This is a genomic window from Herbiconiux sp. VKM Ac-1786 (assembly GCF_015350805.1).
GTDB lineage: Bacteria > Actinomycetota > Actinomycetes > Actinomycetales > Microbacteriaceae > Herbiconiux.
Genome location: NZ_JADKSG010000001.1, coordinates 2,170,359 through 2,194,322, shown reverse-complemented (window position 1 = coordinate 2,194,322; position 23,964 = coordinate 2,170,359). Strand labels below are relative to the sequence as shown.

The window sequence follows — 23,964 nt, the reverse complement described above, 5'->3', positions numbered from 1 at the left end:
GTCGCGGACAGGGGAACAGCAGTGACGGACTACCACGACGACCTCGAGCACGACCTCGACCGGCTCGTGGCGGCCGAGGACTGGGTCGGTGTGGTCGCCGCGCTCGACACCCGCTGGTCGACCCTGCTGGCGAACGAGCCGCAGCTGCTGCGCCGCACCGTCACCGCGCTGCCGCCCGAGGTGCTGGCGGCCAGTCCGCGCTGGGCGCACGCCGTCGAGTACGTCAACCGCTTCGTCGAGAACGACGCCCCGAAGTCCACCCGGTTCCGCGGCACGGCGGCCTCGCCCCCGCCGCGCACGCTGCTCGACCTGCTCGCGCAGCTGACCGGCCGCGCCGCAGCCGGGCGTGCCAACGGGCGGCTCGCCGACGCCGTCGCCGCCGTGCGCGAGGCTCGCGCGGCCGTCGACGAGGCCACCCCCGAGGCCCGCGAGCAGCTCGTGCAGGCGCTGCCCGAGCTGGAGTTCCAGTGGGCGATGGTGTGGGAGTACGCCGGCGACCTCGACGCCGCCACCCGCGAGTACACCGAGTGCTTCGACCACGCTGTGCTGATCGACCACGTCATCATGCAGGCCAGGGCCGCGGGCAGCCTCGCCTGGCTGCACGCGCTCGCCGGTCGCAACGTGCAGGCCCGCAACCGGCTCGCCGCCCTCCCCGACGCCGACGGCGAGTGGTGGCAGACCCGCGCCTCGATCTCGGCCGTGTTCGCGCAGACCCTGCTCCTGATCGACGAGTTGCGCTTCGACGAGGCGGCCCGCACCCTCGCCGCCGCCGACCTCGCGGGCGTGACCGAGCGCTGGCCCGCCCAGAAGCTGCTCGCCGCCCTGCTCGCCCGCGACGCCGGCTCGGCCCTCGCCGTGCTCAGCCAGATCGACGCCACCGCCGCCGGACAGCCCGAGGCGGTGCGGAGCGCCACCGGCTCCGCGGGGTTCGTGGCGCTCGCCCGCGCGCTGCTGTTCTCGGCGCTCGGCAACCGCGCCGAGGCCCGTGCGGCTCTCAGCGCGATCGGCGCCGACGACCGCTCCCCGATCGGGCGGATCGCGCTCGTGATCGAGGCGAGCGCGGCGGCCGAGGCCGGCGACTTCGCGGCGTCCGGCCGGCGCATCGCTCCGCTGATCGCCGCCGCCACGGCCGAGCCGCGCGTGCTGGTCTCGGCGTTCGCCCTCGCCGCCGGCGCCCAGCGGAACGATGCCGCCACCGCCCCGTCGACCTCCGCCGCGACGTTCGCGCCGGCACTCGACCTCGCGCGCACCCACGGCCTGCTGCGGTCGCTGCTCGTGCTGCCCCGGGGCGAGCTGGCCGCGCTTCTCGCGGCCTCGCCGGCCGGGGCGGTTCCGGATGCCCTGGCCGACCGTCTCCTCGCCGCCGCCCGTGACGCCGATCCCGATCCCTTCGCGGCGCTGACGCCCCGCGAGAAGGCGGTGCTCGCGGCGCTCCTGGAGGGGCAGGGCACGGCGGCGATCGCGGAGACGCTGTTCGTCTCGCCCAACACGGTCAAGACCCAGCTGCGCAGCATCTACCGCAAGGTGGGGGTGCGGAACCGGCGCGACCTGGAACGCGCGGCCCAGCCCTGGGTCAGGGGCGCAGGGCGTCGGTGACGACCGCCGCCGCCACGGCGAGGGCGGCGAGCGCCAGCAGCACCGACACGGCGAGTCTCAGCGCGATCGCGCCGCCCGAGCGGCGCCGCGCGGGCAGCCGGCTCGCGAGCACGACCGCCACGAGCAGCAGCACCGCCGCCACCGCGAGGCCGAGCAGCAGGGCGAGGCCGGCCCCGAGCTCGGGCGTGTGCAGGTAGCCGAGCACCAGGGCGCCGAGGTAGACGATCGCGGCCGTGATCACGCCCGCGAGCACGCGGGTGCCGATGTCGCGCCAGAACTTCTCCTCGCGCAGCCACTGCCCGGGCAGCTGCCACGCCTTCACGGCGGGCGGCAGTTCGGGTTCGGTCATGTCCCGAGGGTAGCGGCCCGGGGAGGCGCTACGCTCACGCCTATGTGCACGCGCATCCTCTGGAACACGAACGACGTCGCGAAGACCGTCAGCCGCTGCATGGACTGGGCCGTCAGCGACGAGCCCGAGCTCTGGTTCGTGCCGCGCGGCACCGAGCGCAGCGGCAACGGCGACCACGAGAGCCACCGTTGGACGTCGCGGTACTCCAGCGTCGCCGTGAGCATGTGGGGCATGGGCACGGTCGACGGCTTGAACGAGAAGGGCCTCGGCGCCCACGCGCTCTACCTGAACCCCGACGACGTCGCCTTCCCCGAGCCCGACGGGCGGCCCTCCGTCGCGAACGCGCTGTGGGTGCAGTACCTGCTCGACAACTACGCCACGGTGGCCGAGGCGGTGGCCGACATCGGCCGCATCCGCATCACCTCGCCCACCTTCCGCGGCATCCAGCTCGGCGTGCACATCGCGATCGAGGACGCCACGGGCGACTCGGCCGTGATCGAGCCCGTCGGCGGCGAGCTCGTGGTGCACCACGGGCCGGAGTACACGGTGATGGCCAACTCCCCCACGCTCGACCGGCAGCTCGAGAACCTCGCCCGCTACCGCCCCTTCGGCGGTGAGCTGCCGCCGCCCGGCGACATCAGCTCGACCGACCGCTTCGTGCGCTCGGCCTACTTCCTGCACTACCTGCCCGAGCCCGAGAGCGCCGAGGAGGCCGTCGCCGGCGTCTTCCAGCTGATCTCGAACGTGTCGGTGCCCTACGGCGCCCCGTACACGACGGGCGACGTCTACCCGACCTGGTGGCGCTCCGGCGCCGACCTGACGAACCGGGTCTACTACTTCGGCTCCACCCGCAGCCCCAACATCTTCTGGGTCGAGCTCGACGAGCTCACGGGCCGCACCGAGGTCGCGAAACTCGACCCGCGCGACCTCGCGCTCGTCGGCGACCAGACCGCGAACCTCGCACCGGCGCCGCTGCTCTACTGAGCGGCGACGCCGGGCGAGGTGCGCGTCGCTCCCTCTACTTCACCTTCTTCACCGTGTAGGCGAAGGCGTCGACGCGGATGACCGTGCCGGACGCCTTGACCACGGCGACCGTGTGGTCGCCGTTCTTCAGGCCGGCCGACTCGAACAGCGTCTGCCCGGTGCGGCGCACCTCGGCGTGGGTGTCGACCGTCTTCACGTACGCACCGTCGACGTAGACGTCGACCTTCCCCTGGTCGGGTGCGAGCGGTCCGACCCAGGAGACCCCGGTGCCGGTGAAGCCGAAGGTGGCGAAGGCCCCGTCGACGGTGCTCGCGTGCACGTCGCCGTGCAGGTCCCCGCGGAAGGCGAAGTCGAGCGGCGCGGCGCCGATCGGCAGCGTCCCGAGGTAGGCCGCGGAGATCGTGACCGTGCTGCCCTCGACGGTGTAGTCGGTGCCCTCCTCGAGCGCGGTGCCGGCGTGCGAGATGCCCGCCAGCTCACCGGGGTCGCGCAGGAGCTCGACCGTCGCATCCGTCGCCGCCGCCTTGTCGAACGTGGCCGTGCTCTGGCCGAGCAGGCTCTCGACGGCCACGTCGAGCTTGTCGAGCAGCAGGTACGAGCCCGACTTCTTCACGACCCGCAGGGTGTGGCTGCCGTTCGGCAGATCGGATGCGCTGTACAGCACCTGCTGGATCCCGCGGCCCTCGCTCGGGTCGAGGTGGGCGTCGACGGTCTGCACCAGCTGGCCGTCGAGGTAGACCTCGGCCTCGCCCTGCGACTCGTGCGTCTCACTGACGAACGAGATGCCGGTTCCCTGGAAGGTGTACTGGAACGCGTCGCCGTTCGCCTCGGTGTAGTGCACGTCGTCGCCGTGGTCACCGAGGCCGCGACCCGAGCTGCGGCTCCAGGTTCCGCTGTAGACGATGCCCTGGGCGTCGTCGTTGAGCGTCACCGAGCGTCCGTCGGAGGGCACGGCCGGTTCGCCCTCGCCCGTGGACGAGTCGATGACCGAGACGGTGAAGGGCTGGGAGACGGGGGCGACCTCGCGGCCGCCGTTGCGCATCCATTCGCCGTCGGCGGCCGTGCCGTCGGGAACGTCGTACGAGACGCGGAGGGCGTCGTCGTTGACGGTGACGCCCGCGTTCTTCGCCGGGGTGACCTTCAGCAGCTGCACGCCGTGGATCGGGATCGCCGAGCCGGTGAACGAGGTGTCGAACGAGCCGAGCTTCTTGCCCGCCCAGAGGTCGCGCACCTCGCCGCCGCCGGTCAGCCCGATGTCGGCGAAGTCGACGGTGACGTCGGAGTCGGTGCGGCCGAGGTTGAACAGGGCGACGGTGTAGGTGCCGTCGGCGTTCAGGGCGTACCAGACCTGCTTGTTCGTCGACATCGACACCGGCTGGGCCGGCACGCCGTTCTGCTGCACCGCGAGCACGTCGCGGTTCGTCAGCAGGTCGAGACCGTAGTCGTCGAGCTGGGTGAGGTCGTTGCCGACGTACATCGGCGCGGCCGAGATCGCCCAGAGGGTGGCGGCGGTGCGGCGCTCGTCCTTGGTCAGGCCGTCCATCGCGCCGTTGCCGACGTTCAGCGAGTCGAGGTCGTTCCAGCCGCCGGGGCCGCCGTGGCGCCACCAGTCGGCCATCCGCGGGAAGAGACGGCTGATGGTGTCCCAGCTGACCAGGGCCTCGTGGGCGCAGTAGCACTCCACGTCCCAGTCGACCCGCCAGCCGTCGGCCTTCTCCTTCCAGAGGTCGGCGTACTGGATGTCGAGCGCCCAGGAGAGCTCGAACCAGATGCCGCGCTCGTGCAAGGCCTTCGACCAGGCATCGACGTCGTCGCGGGCGTCGACCGAGAGGTCGCTGATGCCCGAGCCGGGGGTGACGCTGTCGAACTTGACGAAGTCGACGCCCCACGTCTTCAGCTGCTCGGCGATCGAGTCGATGTAGGCCTGCGAGCAGGGGTTGGAGAAGTCGATGCGGTTGCCGATTCCCCAGTAGTCGGCCTGCTGCAGGGGTTGCTTCACCACGTCGGCGGTCGTGCATCCGGGCGCCCCGGCGATCGGGTAGGCGGCGTCGGAGACCTCGGCCGAGATGCCGGGGATGAAGTAGAGGCCGAACTTCTGGCCGTTGCCGTGCACGTGGTCGATGACGCTCTGCAGGCCGTCGGGGTAGAGGCTCGTGCTCGGCACGGGGCGGCCGTGGTCGTCGACGCCGCCGTTCCAGCCGGCGTCGACGTTGATGTGGTCGTAGCCGAAGGGCTGCAGCTTCTCGTGCATCGCGTCGGACTGGGCGATGATCTGGTCGGCGGTGATCCACTGGCCGTCGTCGGAGTAGACCTGCATGCTGTAGCTGCTCCAGCCGAGGTACGGCTTGGCGGCGAGGTCGCCCTCGGGGAGGGCGGGCGCCGGGGCGGGGGCGGTCTGCGGGGGCTTCGCGCCGCTCGGCTGCTCGGTGGGGGCGGGGGTCGGGGTGGCCGTGGGGGTCACCGTGGGTGTGGCCGTCGGGGCGGCCGTCGCGGCGGGGGTCGGGGTCGGGGCGGGCGTCGGGGTGGCCGAGGCGGCGGTGGTGCCGCCCAGGGCGAGGGCACCCGCGACGGCGAGCGCCGCCGTGGCGACCGCCGATCGGGTGAGCCGGGACTGCGATCTCATGCGTTCCTCTCCGCGACCGACGGCACGGGAACGCCCGGCGGACCGCGATGTCCGTAATTATTTGACACCGTTAATAAAACACGGATCACCGCGGTGCACAAGACCCGCCCGGCTCACGGCAGGAGGATCACCTTGCCGTTCAGCGTGCGCGACTCGGCCAGCGCGAGCGCCGCCGCCGCCTCGGTGAGCGGGAAGCGCGCCGCGATGTTGGCGGTCAGCACGCCCTGCTCGACGAGCGCGAAGATCCGCCCCAGATCGGCCTCCAGGTGCCGGCGGAAGCGGGCCGGGCGCAGCCGGTGACCGGCCCACAGGTCGTAGAACGTCGCGCGCTTCCCGTTCGGCAGGGCACTCCAGAGCACCGCCTGCCCGATCGCCGCCAGGAACGCCTTCCAGAGCCCGAGCGATCCGCGCAGGGCGGCGTCGTCGAGCACCCCCACGATCGCGTACGACACCAGCGCACCTCCCCGCGCGAGCAGCCGGAAGGACATCCGTGCCGTCTCGCCGCCGACGTTGTCGAACACGGCGTCCACTCCCCCGGGCGCCAGCTCGCGCACGCGCGCCTCGAGTTCGGGGTCGGCGTAGTCGACCGGCTCGACCCCCGCCGCCCGCAGCGCCTCGTGGTGCCGCGGCGACGCGGCCCCGATCACCCTGATGCCCTGGTGCAGCGCCAGCTGGCTCAGGATGCCCCCGACCCCGCCGTTCGCCCCGAACAGCAGCACCGTGCCACCCCGGCGCACCCGCGCCGAGCGGTTCAGCATCTGCCAGGCCGTCACGCCGTTGACCACGACGGTCTCGGCGTCCTCCGCGGAGACGGCGGCCGGAACGGGTACCGTGTCACGCGCCTCGACGACCGCGCGGGTCGCCCACGCGCCGGTCTTGGTCATGCTCGCGACGCGGCGGCCGAGCATCCGCTCGTCGCCGCCCGCGCCGACCTCGACGACGGTGCCGACGAGGTCGTAGCCCGGCGTGAAGGGGAAGGCGGGCTGGCCGAAGTAGCGGCCCTTGCGCATGGACTGCTCGGCGAAGCTGATGCCGGTGGCCTCGACCTCGACGAGCAGCTGCCCCGGGCCGGGCGTGGGCTGCGGGACAGTGGTGACCTCGAGGCCCGAGGGCTCGACGAGGCCGGGGAGGACGATGCGGGTGATCTGTTCGGTGGTCATGATGTCTTCTTCCTGGTTGTGTGTGACTGGACAGTCACAATTGCGGGTAAAGCTGATGGTTCTTGTGGCGGACGCGGCGGTCACCCGGTCAGTCGTGCCGGATGCCGTGGTCGACGACCCGCGCCCACGCCGTGTCGACCTCGGCGAGGCCCGCCTGCACCACGAGGTGGCAGAGCTGCCCGTAGGCGATGAAGCGCTGCACCGAGTCGTCGCCGGCCCCCGAGGCGCCGGCGACCGCGCGCACGACGGTGGCGAGGCCGCGGCGCACCGCGTCCTGGATCTCGGGCACGTCGCAGGCGCTCTGCGCGTGCACCTGCAGGGCGATCAGGCTGCGGTCGCGGATGAGCTCGATGTAGGCCTGCGTCATCAGCTCGAGACGCGCGGCCGGAGTCCCCTCCTCGCCGCCCGCCGCGACCAGCGCCGCGGCGACCTGCGCGTAGCAGTCGTCGACGGCGGCCACGAACAGCCCGAGCTTGCCCTCGAACAGCCGGAACACGTACGCCGGCGACACCTTCGCCGCCGCGGCGACCTCGGCGACCGGGGTCGCCTTGTAGCCCGACACGGCGAACACGTCGACGGCGCGGGCGACGATGCGCACCCGCTGATCCTCGGCGGTCGAGCGGATGCCCGCCCCCCTCGATCTCGTCTCACTCATGTGACTGACTGAACACTAACAAGGCGCTCCTGTCAAGGGTTCAGTCCCGATCGGCGCCCAACCAGTCCGCGAAGCGGGTCGGCGCGAGCGTCGCGGCGGGCCCGGGAAGGAGCTCCCCGGGCTCGAGCAGGTCACCGAAGTAGCGGGCGAGCGGGTCGGCCGCGACCTCCCGCGGATCATCGGCCGCGGCGAGCGCTCTCCGCACGAAGTCGCCGAGCGGCGCCCGCTCGGGGCCGGCGAACTCGTCGATCGCCCCGAGCGGCCGCCCGAGCGACACCGAGACGACGGCCCGGGCGACGTCGTCGGCCGCCATCGGCTGCACGAGTGCATCCGCCACCCGCACCTCGTACCGACGCCGGCCGCGGCCCGCCGGCACGGTGCCGGCCGCATCGGCGATCGAGCGCAGGAACTCGAAGAACTGCGTCGCGTGCACGATCGAGTAGGGGCGGCCCGAGTCGCGCAGCAGCATCTCCTGCACGGCCTTCGCCCGGAAGTAGCCCCGCTGCGTCGTGGCGAGCCGGTCGATGCCGACGACCGAGAGGGCGACGTGGTGCCCCACCCCGGCCGCCGCCCCGAAGGTGAGGAGGTTGAGCGTCGAGGTCTCGAAGAACTCGGCCGCACCCGCCTCGTCGGTGTAGCTGGAGTTGGAGACGTCGATCAGCACCTCGGCGCCGTCGAGGGCTGCGGCGAGGCCGTCGCCGGTGAACGAGTTGACGCCGGTCTCCCTCGACGCGGCGACGACCGCGTGGCCGGCCGCCTCGAGGAGCGCGACCACGCGGGTGCCGATGAGGCCGGTGCCTCCGATGACGACGATGGTCATGTCGCGCTACTTCCGCGCCGCGAGCCACTCGGCGAACGTCGTCTCGAACAGGGTGGCGCCCTCGCCCGGCAGCAGCATCCGCTCGCCGAGCCGCTGGCCGAAGTACGGCGCCTCGGGGTCGCTCACGACCGTGCGCGGGTCACCCGCCGCCACCAGCCCCCGCCGCACGAGCTCGTCGAGCCCCAGCTCCTCGGGCCCCGCGATCTCGATCGTGCCGTTCAGCGGCGCCCCGGCCGTCACGCGGGCGACGGCCGTCGCGACGTCCTCCGCGGCGAGCGGCTGGATCAGCGCCGACGGCAGCCGCACCTCGTCGCCCACGGTCGCCGTGTCGGCGATGCTGCGCACGAACTCGAAGAACTGGGTCGCGTGCACGATCGAGTAGGGCAGCCCGCTGCCTGTGATGAGCGCCTCCTGCGCGACCTTCGCCCGCTGGTATCCGCTGTCGGGCATCCGCTCGGCGCCGACCACCGAGAGGGCCACGTAGTGCCCGACGCCCGCAGCCCGGGCCGCCTCGACGATGTTCCTCGTCGCGGTGGTGAAGAAGTGCATCACGTCGTCGTCGGCGAACGACGGTGAGTTCGAGACGTCGAGCACGGTGTCGGCGCCGGTGAGCACCTCGGCCAGCCCGGCGCCCGTGAGCGTGTCGACGCCCGACCGGGGCGAGGCGGCGATCGCGGTGTGGCCGTGCGCGGTGAGACGCTCGATGACCTGGGAGCCGATGAGGCCGGTGCCTCCGATGACGACGATCCTGCTCATGGTGAAGCCCTTCGTTCTGCGGCCCGGGGCCAGTCCCCGCCCGTCTGACAGCTACGACCGCACGGCCGGCCGTTCTGTGACGGGCTGCCGCGCATCCGTCGCCCTCACCACCAGCGGGAGAGCTTCGCCGGGCTCGTGACGAGCCAGACGGCGGCCACCCCGTCGTTCCGCAGCTCGGCCAGCAGCACGGCGACGACCCGCCCGTCGGCGCGTGCCACGATGCCCGTTTCGCCGTTCACGTCGTGCGCACCGAGCACGACTCGGCCCGGGAGGCCTCCCAGCTCGGCGAGCAGCGCCCGGCCGACCGCCGCGCGCCCGCGCACCGGCGACGAGTCACGACCGCGATCCGCCACGAGCACGACCGCGTCGTCGAGCACGGTCTCGACCGCGATCCGGTCGCCGAGCGTCAGGGCGAGCCGCAGCTCCCGCAGCGACTCCGGCTCAGCGGTCACCGGGCACGGCCGCGGCGAGCTTCGCGGGGTTCATCATCCAGAGCACCTGCTCGATGCCCTCCGTCGAGGCGACCACCGTGACCAGGGCGAACGGATGCTCGGCCCCTCCCTGCCGGAGCACCACCGTCGCCTGGCCGTTCATCTGCCGCGTCGACACCGAGACGCCCTGCCAGAACCGCTCGTGGAAGGCGCGCACGAACTTCGCCACCCGCAGCCTGCCGAGCACCGGGATGCGCGACGCCCGCACCGCGCCACCGCCGTCGGAGTACGAGACGACGTCGGCCGCGAGCACCCGCTCGAGCGCCTCGAGGTCACCGCGCTGCGCGGCGCTGACGAACGCGGACAGCAGCCGCTCCTGCTCCCGGCCCGACACCGCCCGGGCGGAGGCGGCCTGCAGATGCTTCTTCGCGCGGCTGACCAGCTGACGGCAGGCCGGCTCGGACAGCTGCACCACCTCGGCGATCTGCCCGTAGGAGTAGTCGAACGCCTCGCGCAGCACGTAGGCCGCCCGCTCGGTGGGCGTCAGCTTCTCGAGCAGCAGCAGCACCGCGAAGCTCAGGGCCTCCGCCCGCTCGGCCCCGAGCGTCGGATCGTCGCTCGTGTCGACCGGCTCCGGCAGCCACGGTCCGACGTAGGACTCGTGCCGCGCCCGGGCGCTCGTGGCCGCGGTGATGGCGAGCCGGGTGGTCGTCGTGGCGAGGAACGCGGCCGGGTTCAGCACCGAGTCTCGATCGGTCGCCTGCCAGCGCAGCCACGTCTCCTGCACGATGTCCTCGGCCTCGGAGGCGCTGCCGAGCATCCGGTAGGCGATGCCGAACAGCCGCCCGCGAGTGGCGCCGAACACCTCGAGGGCGGGCCCCCACGCATCGTCGCTCGTCGTCTCGGGCATCGCGCATCCTCCCTGCGGCAGCGTCACCGAGACACCGCCCACCAGCTACGACTGCGCAGCACCCGGTTCTGTGACGGTATCGCGTCAGGCGGCTGCGCCGATATCGGGGACACCCGCGCATACTGGGACGATGGGGGCGGAGCGGACGGCGGCGCCGTGGGTGACGCTCGCCGAGCCGGCCGCCGGAGGGCGGACGGGGCGAGGGCGGACGGGCGGCGGCACGGGCCCCGGCGGCGGCACGACGCGGCGGGCGCTCGTCGTGCGGCTCGTGGCGGCCGCGGCGCTCGTGGTGCTGGTCGTCGTCGCGGTCGGCGTGCTCGTCGCCCGGCGGCTCGCCGAGGACGAGGCGATCAACGACGCCGCCCGCTCGGCCGAGCTGCTCGCCGACGTGGTGGTGGAGCCGGCACTTGGCGCGGGCCTCCTCAGCGACGAGACCGAGCGCCTCGCGTTCGACGAGCTCATCCGCGCCCAGGTGATCGGCGACGACGTCGTGCGGGTGAAGATCTGGAACGCCGACGGCACGATCCTCTACTCCGACGAGCCCCGCCTGATCGGCGAGACCTTCGGCCTCGACGAGGAGGAGCTCGAGGTGCTCACCGACGGCGGCGTCGACTCGGAGGTCTCCGACCTGAGCGCGCCCGAGAACCGCTTCGAACGCGGCCGCGGCACCCTGCTCGAGGCCTACCACTCGGTCACCGCCGCCGACGGCGAGCAGCTGCTGTTCGAGGCGTACTTCCCCTACGACCGTGTCTCCGCCCGCACGAGCGAGCTCTGGACCGCCTTCTCGCTGCTCTCCGCCGGCAGCGTGATCGCCCTCATCGTGCTGCTCGCGCCCGTCGGCCGCCGCCTGTTCGTGCTGGTGCGCCGGGCGCAGGCCGAGCGGGAGACGATGCTGCTGCAGGCCGTCGACGCCTCCTCGACCGAGCGGATGCGCATCGCCGGCCGCCTGCACGACGGCGCCATCCAGGACCTCACCGCGAGCATCCTGGCCCTCCGCTCGGCCGCCTCCTCGGCGCGCACGGCCGGCGACCCCGCCCTCGCCGGGCGGCTCGACGACGCCACCGCGACCCTGCACGCCAACCTCGGCGGCCTCCGCACCCTGCTCGTCGACCTCTACCCGCCGAGCCTCACCGCCGCGGGCATCCGGCCGGCGCTGGACGACCTGGCAACCGCCGTGCGCGGGCGGGGCGTCGAGGTGCGGATCGTCGAGGGCCCGCACCGCCCGCTCGCCCCCGACGAGGCGCGGCTGGTCTTCCGGGTCGTCCGCGAGGTGCTCGCGAACGTGGTGAAGCACGCGCGGGTGACCGAGGTGACGGTCGAGCTGTCCGCGTCCCGGGGGCGCTCCCGTGCGGAGTCGGTGGTGGTCGAGATCCACGACGACGGGCGCGGCTTCGACCCGCAGCTCCTCCGCTCGCCCGCCTCGGGCCATGTGGGCGTCCCGCTGCTGGTGGATGCGGTGCAGAGCGCCGGGGCCGGCCTCGCGGTCGCCACCGCGCCCGACGCGGGCACGAGCTGGCGCCTCGAGCTGCCCGGCGCGCCGGCGGCCCGCGGAGGCACCGAATGAGCCCGGTGACCGTCGCCCTGATCGACGACCACCCGCTCGTCCGCGCGGGTCTCGCCGCCCTGCTGGCCGAGGTCGGCATCGAGGTGGTGGGCGAAGCCTCCGACGGCGGCGACGCCCTCGCGCTGATCGAGCGCACCCGCCCCGACGTGCTGCTGATGGACCTGTCGATGCCCGGCACGGGCGGCATCGAGGCCACGGGGATCGTGCGGCGCGAGCATCCGGAACTCGCCGTCGTGATTCTGACGTCGTCGCACACGGGCGACGACCTGCGGGCCGCCCTCGTCGCGGGCGCCACCGGGTACGTGGTGAAGGATGCGGAGCCGGCCGAGATCGCCGCCGCCGTGCACGCCGCGGCGCAGGGCCGGCGGCCGATCGACCCGCGCGTGACGCACGCGCTGCTGCCCGGGGCCGGCGTCGCAGCCGCACGCTCGAGCGACCCCGGCGACCCGCAGCCCATCCGCGGCCGGGAGGCCGACGTGCTGACCCTGCTCGCCAGGGGCCTCGCGAACAAGCAGATCGCGCACGAGCTGGGCATCGCCGAGCGCACGGTGAAGGTGCACGTCGGAAGCATCTTCCGGCGCCTGGGCGTCGGCGACCGCGTCAGCGCGGCGCTCTGGGCGCGCGAGAACGGGTACTAGTACCTACGTCGTATCGACGGGGACGCGGCCGTCACCGAGGCTGATGGCAGACGGCACCCGCCGTCACCCCTCTCGCTCACGACCGAAGGACCAGCGATGAACACGCACCGCATCCGCCGAGCCTCCCGGGCGGCCCTCGCCGCCACCGCCATCGCCGCCGCCGCGCTCACCGGCGCGTTCGCCGCAGCCGCTCCGGCATCGGCCAAGCCCTCGGCGGGCGGCGGCGACTACGCCGTCACCGTCAACGGCACCACCTACAACCCGGCGCCCGGCAAGGACGTCAAGCTGCAGGACCTGGCGGCATCCGGCAGCGTCACCGTGCGCGGCCTGAACAACACCTTCCGCATCGACACGAAGACCCTCGGCGTCTACGACTACACGCTGACAGGTGCTCCGGATGCTCTGCGAATGGTCACCCAGCCCACCGTCGTCTTCGCCTCCAAGGTGCCGACCCTCACGCCCACCCAGATCGGCACCGTGAAGATCAAGCAGCTCGAGGTGAAGGACGACACCCTCGTCGTGATCTTCACGGCCGCGGCCGGCAAGTTCAAGATCCAGGCGAAGGACGGCGCCCAGGGCGGCATCTTCCAGATGGAGCCCGAGTTCGCCCAGCCGGTCGAGCTCGTGCACACCCTCGGCCCTGGCCTGTTCTACTTCGTGAACCAGTACACGGGCAAGATCAACTTCGGCAACGGCGTCGACGCCGTCACCGCCGCCCAGAGCGCGACCGGCTTCCACCAGATGCTGCTCGGCAAGGACAGCCCCCAGGTCGCCACGAAGACCTTCCAGAGCGGCACAGTCACCAAGTGGCTCGTCACCTCGGGCGGCCGCCTCGGCGGAGTGCTCGGCGAGGACGCCGTCGAGCTCTCGCAGGGCGCCACCAACTGCACCAGCCAGTGCCAGGCGCAGAACCAGATCAAGGGCTCGCTGCCCGTGCCGCCCGACCCGACGAACCCCACCCCGATCGGCTGACGCCCGTCCGTCCCTCCCCCGGCCCCGGTCGCGCTCCCCGCGCGGTCGGGGCTCTCGGACGTTCAGGCGATGTCGCGGTGGGGCGTGGCGACGAGCAGCTCGCGGAAGCCGCGGCGGTGGTAGACGAGGGGCTCCGTGTCGGCCGTCGCGTCGAGGCGCTCGACGTCGAGCACGACCAGGACGTGATCGCCGCTGTCGTGCTCGGCATGGATGCTGCACTCGAGCCGCAGCGCCGACCCGCCGACGAAGAGGGCGCCGCCCTCGCCCTCGGTCACGTCGAGCCCGGCGAAGCGGTCGCGCGACCGCGAGGCCAGCTGCAGGCAGGCCGCCTCGTGGCCTCGGGCGAGCACCGAGACGCCGATGCGCTCGGCCCGCCGCAGCACCGGCCACGTGCGCGAGCTCTTCTGCACCGAGAACAGCACCTGCGGGGGTTCGAACGAGATGCCGACGGTGAAGGAGGTCGAGACCATGCCCGTCGGGGCGCCGTCGACCACCGCGGTCAGCGCCGCGACGCCCGACGGGAAGTCCGCGAATGCCGTTTCGATGTCGAGCCGGTCGCCCAGGGTGATGGTTCGCACGAGATCCTCCTCCGTGCCGCCGACGGTCGGGGACACGTCATCAGTGAACACGGCGGCGGTTTCGACGGCGTTAGGTCGTCGTTTCCGCACCGTTGCGCCGATGCGCCGACGCCTGGCATGCCGAGATAACAGCCATCTCACCAGCACTTCTGCTCGCCGCGGCACGCGGTTACGCCGTGCCGCGCCACCGGCGCCTCAGCGAGGCGGAATCACCTGCGCTACGGCGTCGTGCTGGAGCTCCCCGTCGGTCACGACGGCGAGCAGGGATGCCCGGCGGCTGTCGAGATAGGTCGAGTGCAGCTCGACGGGGTCGTGGTTCTGGTCGAAGTAGAGCGTCTCGCGCACGAGGAGCGGCGAGCCCTCCTCGACGCCGAGGAGCCGTGCCGTGCGGGCATCCGCCCCCGTCGCCTCGATGACGACCCGGATGTCGCCCGGCGCCGACCCGTGGATGCGCCGGTACCAGCTCAGGTCGCCGGGCTTCAGGAAGGGGCGGTCCTGCTCGAGCGCCTCGGCGCGCTCATGCCCGTAGCGGGAGAACACCCCGACGGTCTGCCCCCCGACCCGCACGAGGAACTCCGACATGTGCAGCGGCTCCGAGCCACCGCCGATGCGCGAGGAGAGATAGGGCGTCGGCGGGATGCGCTGGTTCTCGAGCAGGAGCAGTGCACCGGTCACCCCGATCGCCGGACCGACGCACTCGAACACGGGGAACGACTGGATCTGCGAGACGACGACCGTGCCGAGGCCCGGCCGGCGGTCGACGAGGCCGTCGGCGTCAAGCTGCTGCAGGGCGAGGCGGACGGCGTTGCGACTGGTCTTCAGCTCGACGACGAGATCGGCTTCGTCCAGTCGGGTGTGCGCCGGCAGCTCTCCGGTGCGGATGGCCGAGCGGAGCAGGGAGTAGACACGTCGCGGTGACTGCTGCAGGGCGTGGCCCTTGCGCAGCCGTTCGCTGAGCAGCGCCGCCACCGCCTCGTCGTCGACCGCCCTCAGTCGCCCTGCATTCGCTCGTGTCATCGAATCCCTCGTCGTGAGAACCGAGTCATCACTCGGGAGTAGTTGACCACACCGCCGTTTCGGGCTCATTACGGGATGTGATCGGGACATTTCCTGCCGAGGTCCGCTCGTCCCGATGCCTCGACGGCAGCGCCAGCACGACGGTGAAGCCCACGGCCCCCACGCCCAGGCAGGCGATGAACACGAGGCGCACCCCGTCGAGCACAGCGGACGACTCCGGGGACTGCGAAGCCACGAAGGCCAGCAGGGCTCCGAAGCCCGACAGGCAGAGCACGGTCGCGAGGCTCCGCAGGAACAGGATCAGCGCCGACCCGACGGCGAGCTGGTCCCGCCGCAGGAACCGCTGCCCGGTCGCCACCAGCTGCTGGCCGACGGCCCCCACCCCGAGGCTCACGGCCGCGCCGGCGACGACCACGAACGGCAGCGGGGTGTCGCGACCGAGGAAGGCGAGCATCCCGTACCCGGCGACGATGCTGACCATGCCCGCGATGAGCACCGCTCGGTCACGGCCGGTGCGGGTGACGACGTAGCCGGCGAGCAGCGACGCAACGAGCGTGGCGACGGACAGCGGGATGAGCAGGAGCCCGGATTCTCCGGCGGTCGCCCCGCGGACCGTCTGGAAGTACATCGCGAGGTACACCGAGGTGCCGAACGCGGCGACGCCGCCCACACCCGACGCGATGAGCACGAGGAGAAGGTGCCGGTTCCGCACCAGCGCTCCGGGCACCAGAGGCTGAGCCGCGCGGTGCTCGATGTGGACGGCCAGGCCGAGCAGCACGAGCGACAGCACCCCGACGGCGATCGCGAGCACGGGCATCCGCTGCAGCAGGGAGAGCGCGACCATGGCCACCGTCACCGTCGCCGCGATGATGACGGTGCCGGCCACGTCGAAGCGGCCCCGTGCCGAATGCTGCGGCGCGACCGACGGGGCGAACCGCCAGACCATGACGAGCGCGATGAGCGCGACCGGCGCCGTCGACCAGAACACCCAGCGCCAGCCGCCCAGGTCGACGATGATGCCCCCGAGGGCCGGGGCGAGGATGGCGGCGACCGAGGTGATCGAGCCGAGCGCACCGAAGTAGGCCGGTCGCTCCTTCGGCGTCGTGAGGTCGGTCACGATCAGCTGCACCAGGGTGACGATCCCTCCCGCTCCCGCGCCGATCAGCACGCGGCACGCGACGATCGTCCACGGGTCGAGCGCCGCTCCGGCGCCGACCGAGCCCACGAGGTAGAGGCCGAGCGAGAGCATCAGCAGCCGGGTGCCCGAGATGCGCTCCGACAGCCGCCCCCAGACGGGCGTCGTCACGGCGAGCACGAGCAGCGAGGTGGTGACGATCCAGGTGTACTGCAGCGGGCTGCCGTCGAGGTCGCCGATGATCTGCGGCAGCCCCGTGAGCACCATGGTGTTCGAGGCGACGGCGAAGAAGAGCGCGATGAACAGCGCCGCCAGGGCGGGTGCGCGCCGGCGCGGGCTCACCGGCCCTTGAAGTTCTCGCGCAGCGTGGCCCCGGAGTACTCGGTGCGGAACAGCCCTCTCCGCTGCAGCACCGGCACGACCTCGTCGACGAAGCGCTCGATACCCGCGGGCACGCCCGATCGCGGAGCGATCATGAAGCCGCCGTTCGCCCCGCTCGCGTGGAAGGCCTCCTCCATGTAGTCCGCGATCTGCTCGGGCGTGCCGATGTACTCGGCCCCGTAGACGAGCCACTCGCGGGCGTACTCGCGGATGCTCGTGGTCGGCGTCGTGGCGGTCATCGCCATGTCGAGGTAGCCCCAGTTCGGCGCGATCCCGGCGCCGCGCACCTCGGCGATCACGTCGTGCACGTACGCGTCGGGGTCGATCTCGTACCCGTCGAGTCCCCACCACTGGCTGAGGAACACGTGCAGCAGCCGGTCGGAGTACTGCTCGCGCAGCTTCCGGCGGATCTCGTCCTCCTCGGCCGGCCCCGACACCACGTCGAAGGAGCCCGCCCAGACGATGCCGACGTCGTCGGGGTCGCGGCCGACCGACCGGCACATCTCGTCCAGGCGCGCGCGGTGCTTGCCCTTGCCCGCGTGGCCGTTCGCGCCCGCGAATTGCAGGTCGGCGTAGGTCGCGGCGAGGCGCATGCCCGAGTCCGACTGACCCGCCATCACCTGCATCGGTCGTCCCTGCGGCGAGGGGGCGACGGGCAGCGGCCCCATGACCTTGAAGTGCTCGCCCTCGTGGTCGATGCGGTGCACCTTCGAGGCGTCCGCGACGATGCCGGTCTCCTGGTCCCAGAGCATGGCGTCGGGCTCGATCGACTCGAACAGCTTCGTCAGCACCTGCTGGAACTCGGCCGCCCGGTCGTAGCGCCACTCGTGGTCGGGGATGGTGTCGTAGCCGTAGTTCTGGCCCTCCTGCGGGAACCCGCTGACGACGGCGTTGAAGGCGACCCGGCCGCGGGTGACGTGGTCGAGGCTAGCCATCATGCGGGCCGCGTGGAAGGGGTGGTTGTAGGTCATCGACATCGTGGTGACGAAGCCGAGTCGCTCGGTGACGACCGACATGGCCGACACCATCGGGATCGGGTCGTGCCGGGGCCAGGCGACCCCGAGTTCGACGGTGTCCTTCATCGAGCCGTTGACCATCGGCGTGCCCGCCACGTCGGCGAAGAAGGCGCCGTCGAACTTGCCCCGCTCGAGCATCCGCGCGATGTCGAGGTAGAGCGCCGGGTCGCCGTACTTCGGGTAGTTCTCCCACGACCCGGGGTAGAGCCACTTCGCGTTCGAGTGGATGAGCGAGAGGTCGCAGATGAGCTTGATGTGCTGCTGGTTCGAGGCCACGAGGGGGTCCGTTCTGGGCTGGATCAGTGGTCGTGCTGGATCGGTGGTCGGTGCCGGATCAGTGGCCGGAGCTGCGGTTCCACCGCAGGACGACCCGGGCGGTGCCCTTCACGATGAGGTCGAAGACCACACCGAAGAGGGAGAGCAGGGTGATGATGCCGAACAGGCCGGCCATGTTGTAGGTCGAGGTGTACATCTGCACGAGGGTGCCTAGCCCGACGCTCGTGCCCGAGCCGAGCAGCTCGGCCAGCACCGCCCCCGTCAGGCAGAGCACGAAGCTCGCCTCGAAGGCCGCGAACAGGTACGGCAGCGAGCGGTACAGGCGGAGGTGCCGGAAGCGCTGCCACCGGGTGGCGTGCGACACCCGCATCAGCTCCTCCTCCTCGCTCGTCGTGCTGCGGAGGCCCTGGTACATGTTCACCATCACCGGGAAGAAGGTGAAGGTGGCGATCAGCACGACCTTCGACCAGATGCCGAAGCCGAACCAGACGATGAACAGCGGCGTCAGGGCGACCTTCGGGATCGCCTGGAAGGCGACGATGTAGGGGTTGACGAGCCGGTAGAGGGTACGGCTCTCCGCGAGGGCGATCGCGATGACCATGCCGACGGTCGCGCCGATACCGAATCCGAAGATCGCCTCCTGGAAGGTCACCCAGGCGGCCGACCAGATCACCGGGGAGGTGAGCTGGGTGCCGAGAGCCTGCAGCACCGGGATCGGTCCGGGCACGAGGAGCGGGTCGACGTCGAAGACGCTGATGAACACCTGCCAGAGCAGCAGGGCGACCAGGATGTACGCCAGCACCGTCAGGATCCGGCGGAGCACGAACGTGGAGGTGCGCGCGGTCGATCGCGACGGGGCGGGCAGGCGACGCGGCGCCGTCGTGGCGGCGGGCTGGAGGACCTCGGTCATGGCGGAGCCTTTCGACGTCAGGGGGTGATGGGTCAGTGGTTGATGTGCACGCGGAGCTCGCTGGCGAGGCGCGTGAACTCGGGAAGGGCGCGGGTGGCCGAGCTCCGCGGGCGCGGCAGCTCGTTGGCGATGTCGGCGACGATCCTGCCGGGCCTCGGCGACATCACGACGATGCGGTCGGAGAGGTAGACGGCCTCGGCGATGTCGTGGGTGATGAACAGCACGGTCGCCCCCGACTCGCGCCAGATCGACAGCAGCTCGTCGTGCATGTGCTCGCGGGTGATCGCGTCGAGCGCCCCGAAGGGTTCGTCCATCAGGATGACCGCGGGGTCGGTGATGAGCGAGCGGGCGATCGCGACCCGCTGTCGCATCCCGCCCGACAGCTCGCTCGGGTACTTCCCGCCGAGCGAGGCGAGCTTGACCGTGGCCAGCAGCTCCTCGACCCGGCGCTCGACCGACCGCTTGTCGGCCGGACGACGGCCCATCCGGGCGGGCAGCGCGATGTTCTCGGCCACCGTGTACCACTCCAGCAGCGACGGCGTCTGGAAGGCGATGCCGACCTTGCGGCTCGGTCCGCTGACGGGCTCGCCGCCGATCGAGACCGACCCCGACGTCGGCGGCATCAGGCCGGCGATCATCCGGAGGAGTGTCGACTTGCCGCAGCCCGACGGGCCGAGCACCGAGACGAACTGGCCGCTCGGGATCGTGAGCGACGTCGTGTCGACGGCCCGGATCGAGGCCCGGTCCCGCGTGGTGAACTCCATGGTCACGTCGCGGAGGGTGATGGATCCCTCGAAGGTGTCGACGCGGGGCTCCGACTGGGCGAGCGTCACTTCTGCTCCACGATCGCGTCGTGGTCGAAGTCGTTCGCGGCGGCGATGTGGTCGGCGCTGAAGAACGTGTCCGGGAGCACCTCGCCGGTCGGCGCGATCATCCCGGTCTCGACGAAGTAGTCGATCTGGTTCTGCCACCGCTCGGCGCTCTGGTCGCCCCAGAGCGTGTCGTCGGGGCGGTCGTCGACCCCCATGGAGACGAGCGTGGAGTCCAGGATGGCGAGGTCGGCCGCCATCGCGGCGGTCTCGTCCTCACCGGGGAGCGGTGCCCGCTCGGGGTAGCCGGCCCAGAAGGCGCGCACGGCGCTCTCGGGGAAGCGCTTGAGGTAGACGGTCGACTTGGCGATCGCTCGCGACACGCCCTCGACCAACTCCGGGTCGTCGGCGACGATCTCGTCGGTGGTCAGGATGCCGATCCCGTCCATGGTGGACGACCACTCGGTGCCCTCGAGAACCCGCGTCGGGTAGCCGGCGAGCTCCCACGATGTGTAGAGGCCGGGCCAGTACAGCACCGCATCCACCTCCCCCGTGTCGAGAGCCTGCATCGGTGTCGTGCCGTAGCCGGTCTCGATCAGGGTGACGTCGTCGAGGGTCAGGCCGTAGGGCTCGAGCGATCGCGAGACGTAGGCGTCGGCATAGGGGCCGAGACCCCAGGTGCCGATGACGGCGCCCTTCAGGTCGCCGACCGAGGTCAGAGGCGAGTCATCCAGCACCGCGAGGCTGATGTTGAGGTCGGGGATGAGGTTGTAGATCATCTCGGCGCCCATCGGTGCCCCGTTGCCGGCGAACAGCGACTCCGAGGGCGAGGACATCACGAAGTCGGCCTGTCCGCTCGTCAGCGACTGGAGCAGACCGTCCGCCGCCGCGTCGATGGTCATGTCGATGCACTCCTCGGCGAAGTAGCCGAGCTCGTCGGCCAGGATGCCGTACGGGATGTACGAGACGTCGAGGTCGGCGGTGCCGATGACGAGGTGCGCGGGAGTCGTCTCCGTGCAGTCGGCGCCGGCCGCCACGGCGTCGTCCGACGCGCTCGCCCCGTTCGCGCATCCGGCCAGTGCGACCGCGGCGGCCATCGCGCCCACCGCCGCGATGCCCGCCCTCAGACCTGTCGAGAGACCACTCATGATTGCCCCGTTCCTCCGTGGATGACCGCCCGGTTCAGGGGGTCATGTCGATGGAGAGGACGCTATCCGCGGCGCACAGCGGGGGTGTTGCGCGGTCGGTCACCGCACGTTACGCCGTGGGCGAGGGGCCTCCGCGCCCGGAATCACGGGCGGTCGGTGCGCCGGGTGCCGGGTTACGCCGTGTCGCGCCGGCCCGGATCCGGGGTTCCGCCGAGTGCGTCGCGGCTCACGCGGCCCGGCACCCGCCCCGGCGCGTCCCGCACGAGCGACGGCAGCCGCCCGTCGAGCAGCCTCAGCACCACCGCCACCACCACCGCGATCGCCAGCACCACCGCCGAGTTCCGCACCGAGTCGCCGAACCCGATCGTGTCGACGTCGAGGAACGGATACGGGTACCACCCCGTCACCGCCCCGTGCACGAAGGTGTACACGAGCCACCCCAGCGGCCACACGAAGGCGAGCGCCGCGGTCGCCCACGACATCCGCGGCCGGGGCCCGAACACGAGCCAGCCCAGCACGGTCGCCCACGGCGAGATGTAGTGGAACCCGATCGTCGCCGCCAGGGCCCAGCCTTCAGGATGCACGAGCCGGGCCAGCACCGTCTCGTACACCAGCCCCGTGATGATGATCCCGATCAGCGCGTCGAAACGCAGCACGCGCCAGAGGCGCCCGTCCTTGTGCACGTTCAGCGCGAGAACCACGGACGTTCCGAGCACGAACAGGTTGCTCTGGATCGTGAAGAAGCTGAACAGCCGCACGAACCGCGTCGCGAGCGACTCGTCGGCGGTGTTCTCGCTCGAGTTCACGTCCTGCCCGCCGGTGAAGATCAGCACGATCTGGATGACCAGGGCGACCCCGACCACCACCGCGATGGCGCCGTACCAGATCCGGGCCGCGCGGGCCCGCGCATCCGCCCCCGTCGCCGTCGTCGCCGCTGCCGTCGCCGAACCCACCATGCCGCACTCCCCCGAGCCCCCGACAGTCACCCCGCCGCGTCGCCCCAGGGTAGCGCCCCCGCGCCCGCCCGTGCCAGGGCGTACCGTCGGAGCATGGACAACATCGTCGTCGGGGCGCTCGTCGCCGTCGCCATCCTCATCGTCGTCGTGCTGGTCGTGGTGCAGACGGCCCGCGGTCGAGGGCGCGGTGGCGACGGCGGAGGCTCCACGGTCGTCTACGGCGACTCGGGCAGCACCGACGGCCACGGCCACGACCACGACCACAGCACCGGCGGTGACGGCTGGTCCGACGGCGGCGGGGGCGACAGCGGTGGCGGCGGCGACGGAGGGGGCGGCGACGGGGGAGGTGGCGGAGGCGGCGACTGACTACTTGCCAAGTTGGAAACTACTTGCCATACTGATCTCACGAGACAAGGAGATCCCCATGGAGACCACCCCCACCGTCACCCCGCACGAGGCCCGCGAGCTCCTGCATCGCGCCGAGACCCTCAGCCGTGACGCCCACAACGCCACGCGCTGGCCGTACATCACGTTCATCCTCGCCCTCGGCGTGGCGACGTCGCTGGGCACCTTCGCCATGGCCGTCACCACCGGCGACACCTTCGGCCTGGCCTACTTCGCCACCCTCACGGTCGTCTTCGCACTGCTGGTGTTCTTCATGTTCTCCATCCGCGGCCGCTCGGCCTTCTCCCGCGGACGCCGCTGGACCGCCTACATCGCCGCCTGGTTCGTCAGCTACGCCGCCGCCCTCGCGGTGGTCATCTGGGCCCACGGCTCGGTGCCGCTCGCGGCCGCCGCCTCGGGCCTCGTGCTCGTCGTGAGCATCGTCTGCGCCGCCCGCGAGGCCCGCTCGTGACGGCCACCGAGCCGCACCCCCGCCACCGACTCGACGACGTCTTCACCAACCCGGTGCGCTTCTCGATCGTGGCCGCCCTCGACCGCGCCGGCACCCTGAGCTTCAAAGAGGTGAGGGATGCCGTCGAGATCACCGACTCCGCCCTCAGCAAGCAGGCCTCCGCCCTCGAGGCGGCCGGCTACCTCACCATCGGCAAGTCCTTCGCGGGCAAGATGCCCCGCACCTCCCTCACCCTCACCCGCGCGGGCCGAGCGGCCTGGCGCACCCACCTCGACGCCCTCCGCTCCATCGCGGGCGACGCCTAGCCGCGACGCTGCGCCGCACTCCGCACCACCAGCCACAGCACCCACCACGCGAGCGCACCGACGAGCGGCAGCAGCAGAACCGCAGCCGCCCACAGCACCCGCTGCGCACCGGAAAGGGTCTGCGAGCGCACCACTCCGATCAGTGCACCGATGAGCAGCGCCAACCAGACGACGGCGACGAGTGCACCTCCGATCTCGAAGCCGAAGGGCACCACCGGCTCGACGGACTCGTCGAGGACCACCGATCCGGTGCTCATGAGTTCGACTGATAGGCGCGGTCGCCACCGACGTTGAGCTGGAACCACACGTTCCAACTGCCCCAGGCCGCCGTCACATCCGACTGCCACCGAGCGAATGCCGGGCCGTCATCCTCGACGTCGTCGGACTCCACGAGCCCGGGAGACGAACAGGTGGTCGGCGCGTAGCACTTCTGATAGCCGTAACCGGTATCCGTGATCCGATCGGGCAGCCCGTCGACGATCGTGTAGTCGACGTTCACGGCGCCGAGCAGCACGCTGCCCCAGACACCGTCGATCTGGCAGTTGTCGGCGTTCGAGTAGCCCGAACCCGTCGAGATGGAGCACTGCGTCACCGCCCCCGGGCTCGCCGGACGCGGATCCTCGATGCCGACCGCTCGGAACGATCCGTCCGCGAACCGGTCGACGGTGTACGTGAAGCCATCGGCATTCCACGCCTCACGAACCGAGGGGGCGGGCGCATACACGTCCCACGGGATCCCGCTTCGCGCCTCCTGCAGCAGGACGTGCTGCTGCGCCTCGGGCACCCCGAACTTCTCGAACAGCTCCTCCATCGCGTCGATGTCGACAGGGGACGCCGACGGCCCGGTGGGCGCCGCCATCGACACCGCCGGAGCACCTACCAGCGTCATGATGAGACCGGCAGCCACCGACAGCGCGGCAACCGTCTTCCCATTGGGCAGGGTGAACATGACTCTCTCCTCTCCTACCCCACCCACCAGAAGTCTGCCCCCTATTCGGGGGTACTACTAGCTTCCACTTTGGGTTGCGACGCGGAAGAAGCGAGCTTTCATCGCTTTTCCAGGAGGATGAAGAGTCGGGTGAAAAGTGCCGGCCGCCACACGAACCGCACCCCAGGGGA

General features: G+C 71.7%; 26 protein-coding genes. 8 read left to right on the top strand and 18 right to left on the bottom strand.

The window, feature by feature from the left end; all coding sequences use genetic code 11:
- Positions 1–21: 21 nt before the first annotated feature.
- Positions 22–1,596, top strand: coding sequence for a helix-turn-helix transcriptional regulator (locus ITJ64_RS10675; RefSeq protein ID WP_194680589.1), 1,575 nt, complete (start codon positions 22–24; stop codon positions 1,594–1,596).
- Here ITJ64_RS10675 and ITJ64_RS10670 read toward each other — a convergent pair.
- Positions 1,574–1,945: a hypothetical protein gene (locus tag ITJ64_RS10670; protein ID WP_194680588.1), complete on the bottom strand. Its 372-nt coding sequence runs from the start codon at positions 1,943–1,945 to the stop codon at positions 1,574–1,576. The genes ITJ64_RS10675 and ITJ64_RS10670 overlap by 23 nt on opposite strands.
- Positions 1,946–1,987: 42 nt before the next feature.
- On the opposite strand from ITJ64_RS10670, the gene ITJ64_RS10665 reads away from it, so the two are divergent.
- The gene (locus ITJ64_RS10665; protein WP_194680587.1) at positions 1,988–2,929 is read left to right on the top strand and encodes a linear amide C-N hydrolase; all 942 of its coding nucleotides are present in this window, start codon (positions 1,988–1,990) and stop codon (positions 2,927–2,929) included.
- 34 nt (positions 2,930–2,963) lie between these two features.
- Here the strand turns inward: ITJ64_RS10665 and ITJ64_RS10660 are convergent, their stop codons facing one another.
- The 7 genes from ITJ64_RS10660 to ITJ64_RS10630 form a co-directional block, all read right to left on the bottom strand.
- Complete coding sequence (locus tag ITJ64_RS10660) at positions 2,964–5,552, bottom strand: X2-like carbohydrate binding domain-containing protein (protein WP_194680586.1); 2,589 nt, start codon at positions 5,550–5,552, stop codon at positions 2,964–2,966.
- A 113-nt stretch (positions 5,553–5,665) separates the two neighbouring features.
- Positions 5,666–6,712 (bottom strand): zinc-binding dehydrogenase, encoded by a 1,047-nt coding sequence (locus ITJ64_RS10655; RefSeq protein ID WP_194680585.1) that lies wholly within the window; start codon positions 6,710–6,712, stop codon positions 5,666–5,668.
- 88 nt (positions 6,713–6,800) lie between these two features.
- On the bottom strand, positions 6,801–7,367 hold the full coding sequence (locus tag ITJ64_RS10650; RefSeq protein ID WP_194680584.1) for a TetR family transcriptional regulator: 567 nt from the start codon (positions 7,365–7,367) through the stop codon (positions 6,801–6,803).
- A 40-nt stretch (positions 7,368–7,407) separates the two neighbouring features.
- A complete protein-coding gene (locus ITJ64_RS10645; protein WP_194680583.1) occupies positions 7,408–8,187 on the bottom strand; it encodes an SDR family oxidoreductase in 780 nt (259 codons plus the stop codon).
- 6 nt (positions 8,188–8,193) lie between these two features.
- Positions 8,194–8,943, bottom strand: coding sequence for an SDR family oxidoreductase (locus tag ITJ64_RS10640; protein ID WP_194680582.1), 750 nt, complete (start codon positions 8,941–8,943; stop codon positions 8,194–8,196).
- Between the two features lie 104 nt (positions 8,944–9,047).
- The gene (locus ITJ64_RS10635; RefSeq protein ID WP_194680581.1) at positions 9,048–9,395 is read right to left on the bottom strand and encodes a siderophore-interacting protein; all 348 of its coding nucleotides are present in this window, start codon (positions 9,393–9,395) and stop codon (positions 9,048–9,050) included.
- A complete protein-coding gene (locus ITJ64_RS10630) occupies positions 9,385–10,284 on the bottom strand; it encodes an RNA polymerase sigma-70 factor (RefSeq protein ID WP_194680580.1) in 900 nt (299 codons plus the stop codon). Before ITJ64_RS10630 ends, ITJ64_RS10635 begins: the two co-directional genes overlap by 11 nt.
- A gap of 130 nt (positions 10,285–10,414) precedes the next feature.
- Here ITJ64_RS10630 and ITJ64_RS10625 point away from each other — a divergent pair, with 130 nt between their 5' ends.
- The 3 genes from ITJ64_RS10625 (at position 10,415) to ITJ64_RS10615 (ending at position 13,458) form a co-directional block, all read left to right on the top strand.
- Positions 10,415–11,848: a sensor histidine kinase gene (locus tag ITJ64_RS10625; protein ID WP_194680579.1), complete on the top strand. Its 1,434-nt coding sequence runs from the start codon at positions 10,415–10,417 to the stop codon at positions 11,846–11,848.
- Positions 11,845–12,486, top strand: coding sequence for a response regulator transcription factor (locus ITJ64_RS10620; RefSeq protein ID WP_194680578.1), 642 nt, complete (start codon positions 11,845–11,847; stop codon positions 12,484–12,486). Before ITJ64_RS10625 ends, ITJ64_RS10620 begins: the two co-directional genes overlap by 4 nt.
- A 96-nt stretch (positions 12,487–12,582) precedes the next feature.
- Positions 12,583–13,458, top strand: a complete 876-nt coding sequence (locus ITJ64_RS10615; protein WP_194680577.1) for a hypothetical protein — start codon at positions 12,583–12,585, stop codon at positions 13,456–13,458.
- Between the two features lie 62 nt (positions 13,459–13,520).
- On the opposite strand, the gene ITJ64_RS10610 is transcribed toward ITJ64_RS10615, so the two are convergent.
- From ITJ64_RS10610 to ITJ64_RS10575, 8 genes are all read right to left on the bottom strand, one after another.
- Positions 13,521–14,036, bottom strand: coding sequence for a flavin reductase family protein (locus ITJ64_RS10610; protein WP_370545133.1), 516 nt, complete (start codon positions 14,034–14,036; stop codon positions 13,521–13,523).
- A 195-nt stretch (positions 14,037–14,231) separates the two neighbouring features.
- Complete coding sequence (locus tag ITJ64_RS10605; RefSeq protein ID WP_179546287.1) at positions 14,232–15,053, bottom strand: GntR family transcriptional regulator; 822 nt, start codon at positions 15,051–15,053, stop codon at positions 14,232–14,234.
- A 28-nt stretch (positions 15,054–15,081) separates the two neighbouring features.
- Positions 15,082–16,530, bottom strand: coding sequence for an MFS transporter (locus ITJ64_RS10600; protein ID WP_194680576.1), 1,449 nt, complete (start codon positions 16,528–16,530; stop codon positions 15,082–15,084).
- Entirely contained in the window at positions 16,527–17,861 is a 1,335-nt protein-coding gene (locus ITJ64_RS10595; RefSeq protein ID WP_194680575.1) for an NtaA/DmoA family FMN-dependent monooxygenase, read from the bottom strand. Before ITJ64_RS10595 ends, ITJ64_RS10600 begins: the two co-directional genes overlap by 4 nt.
- A 58-nt stretch (positions 17,862–17,919) precedes the next feature.
- Positions 17,920–18,771 carry an ABC transporter permease gene (locus ITJ64_RS10590; protein ID WP_194680574.1) on the bottom strand — a complete coding sequence of 284 codons (852 nt, stop codon included), beginning with the start codon at positions 18,769–18,771 and terminating at the stop codon, positions 17,920–17,922.
- A 32-nt stretch (positions 18,772–18,803) separates the two neighbouring features.
- Positions 18,804–19,604 (bottom strand): ABC transporter ATP-binding protein, encoded by an 801-nt coding sequence (locus ITJ64_RS10585; RefSeq protein WP_370545132.1) that lies wholly within the window; start codon positions 19,602–19,604, stop codon positions 18,804–18,806.
- Entirely contained in the window at positions 19,601–20,728 is a 1,128-nt protein-coding gene (locus ITJ64_RS10580) for an ABC transporter substrate-binding protein (RefSeq protein ID WP_194680573.1), read from the bottom strand. Before ITJ64_RS10580 ends, ITJ64_RS10585 begins: the two co-directional genes overlap by 4 nt.
- A gap of 173 nt (positions 20,729–20,901) precedes the next feature.
- Positions 20,902–21,684, bottom strand: coding sequence for a Pr6Pr family membrane protein (locus tag ITJ64_RS10575; RefSeq protein WP_194680572.1), 783 nt, complete (start codon positions 21,682–21,684; stop codon positions 20,902–20,904).
- Positions 21,685–21,777: 93 nt separating this feature from the next.
- On the opposite strand from ITJ64_RS10575, the gene ITJ64_RS10570 reads away from it, so the two are divergent.
- The 3 genes from ITJ64_RS10570 to ITJ64_RS10560 are packed head-to-tail and all read left to right on the top strand — an operon-like array spanning position 21,778 to position 22,845.
- Positions 21,778–22,050, top strand: coding sequence for a hypothetical protein (locus ITJ64_RS10570; protein ID WP_194680571.1), 273 nt, complete (start codon positions 21,778–21,780; stop codon positions 22,048–22,050).
- A gap of 58 nt (positions 22,051–22,108) precedes the next feature.
- On the top strand, positions 22,109–22,540 hold the full coding sequence (locus ITJ64_RS10565) for a chemotaxis protein CheY (protein WP_194680570.1): 432 nt from the start codon (positions 22,109–22,111) through the stop codon (positions 22,538–22,540).
- Entirely contained in the window at positions 22,537–22,845 is a 309-nt protein-coding gene (locus tag ITJ64_RS10560) for a transcriptional regulator (protein WP_194680569.1), read from the top strand. The genes ITJ64_RS10565 and ITJ64_RS10560 overlap by 4 nt, the downstream gene beginning before the upstream one ends.
- On the opposite strand, the gene ITJ64_RS10555 is transcribed toward ITJ64_RS10560, so the two are convergent.
- Positions 22,842–23,102, bottom strand: coding sequence for a PLDc N-terminal domain-containing protein (locus ITJ64_RS10555; RefSeq protein WP_194680568.1), 261 nt, complete (start codon positions 23,100–23,102; stop codon positions 22,842–22,844). The two genes, ITJ64_RS10560 and ITJ64_RS10555, sit on opposite strands and share 4 nt — an antisense overlap.
- Complete coding sequence (locus ITJ64_RS10550) at positions 23,099–23,794, bottom strand: hypothetical protein (protein ID WP_194680567.1); 696 nt, start codon at positions 23,792–23,794, stop codon at positions 23,099–23,101. The genes ITJ64_RS10555 and ITJ64_RS10550 overlap by 4 nt, the downstream gene beginning before the upstream one ends.
- Positions 23,795–23,964 lie beyond the last annotated feature (170 nt).

Bases quoted from the DNA above. Each gene is read 5' to 3' on its own strand.
- ITJ64_RS10570 (WP_194680571.1), top strand. From the start codon at position 21,778: ATGGACAACATCGTCGTCGGGGCGCTCGTCGCCGTCGCCATCCTCATC.
- ITJ64_RS10650 (WP_194680584.1), bottom strand. From the start codon at position 7,367: ATGAGTGAGACGAGATCGAGGGGGGCGGGCATCCGCTCGACCGCCGAG.
- ITJ64_RS10580 (WP_194680573.1), bottom strand. From the start codon at position 20,728: ATGAGTGGTCTCTCGACAGGTCTGAGGGCGGGCATCGCGGCGGTGGGC.
- ITJ64_RS10575 (WP_194680572.1), bottom strand. From the start codon at position 21,684: ATGGTGGGTTCGGCGACGGCAGCGGCGACGACGGCGACGGGGGCGGAT.
- ITJ64_RS10645 (WP_194680583.1), bottom strand. From the start codon at position 8,187: ATGACCATCGTCGTCATCGGAGGCACCGGCCTCATCGGCACCCGCGTG.
- ITJ64_RS10605 (WP_179546287.1), bottom strand. From the start codon at position 15,053: ATGACACGAGCGAATGCAGGGCGACTGAGGGCGGTCGACGACGAGGCG.
- ITJ64_RS10630 (WP_194680580.1), bottom strand. From the start codon at position 10,284: ATGCCCGAGACGACGAGCGACGATGCGTGGGGGCCCGCCCTCGAGGTG.
- ITJ64_RS10590 (WP_194680574.1), bottom strand. From the start codon at position 18,771: ATGACCGAGGTCCTCCAGCCCGCCGCCACGACGGCGCCGCGTCGCCTG.
- ITJ64_RS10565 (WP_194680570.1), top strand. From the start codon at position 22,109: ATGGAGACCACCCCCACCGTCACCCCGCACGAGGCCCGCGAGCTCCTG.
- ITJ64_RS10655 (WP_194680585.1), bottom strand. From the start codon at position 6,712: ATGACCACCGAACAGATCACCCGCATCGTCCTCCCCGGCCTCGTCGAG.
- ITJ64_RS10640 (WP_194680582.1), bottom strand. From the start codon at position 8,943: ATGAGCAGGATCGTCGTCATCGGAGGCACCGGCCTCATCGGCTCCCAG.
- ITJ64_RS10670 (WP_194680588.1), bottom strand. From the start codon at position 1,945: ATGACCGAACCCGAACTGCCGCCCGCCGTGAAGGCGTGGCAGCTGCCC.
- ITJ64_RS10620 (WP_194680578.1), top strand. From the start codon at position 11,845: ATGAGCCCGGTGACCGTCGCCCTGATCGACGACCACCCGCTCGTCCGC.
- ITJ64_RS10555 (WP_194680568.1), bottom strand. From the start codon at position 23,102: ATGAGCACCGGATCGGTGGTCCTCGACGAGTCCGTCGAGCCGGTGGTG.
- ITJ64_RS10550 (WP_194680567.1), bottom strand. From the start codon at position 23,794: ATGTTCACCCTGCCCAATGGGAAGACGGTTGCCGCGCTGTCGGTGGCT.
- ITJ64_RS10660 (WP_194680586.1), bottom strand. From the start codon at position 5,552: ATGAGATCGCAGTCCCGGCTCACCCGATCGGCGGTCGCCACGGCGGCG.
- ITJ64_RS10615 (WP_194680577.1), top strand. From the start codon at position 12,583: ATGAACACGCACCGCATCCGCCGAGCCTCCCGGGCGGCCCTCGCCGCC.
- ITJ64_RS10665 (WP_194680587.1), top strand. From the start codon at position 1,988: ATGTGCACGCGCATCCTCTGGAACACGAACGACGTCGCGAAGACCGTC.
- ITJ64_RS10625 (WP_194680579.1), top strand. From the start codon at position 10,415: ATGGGGGCGGAGCGGACGGCGGCGCCGTGGGTGACGCTCGCCGAGCCG.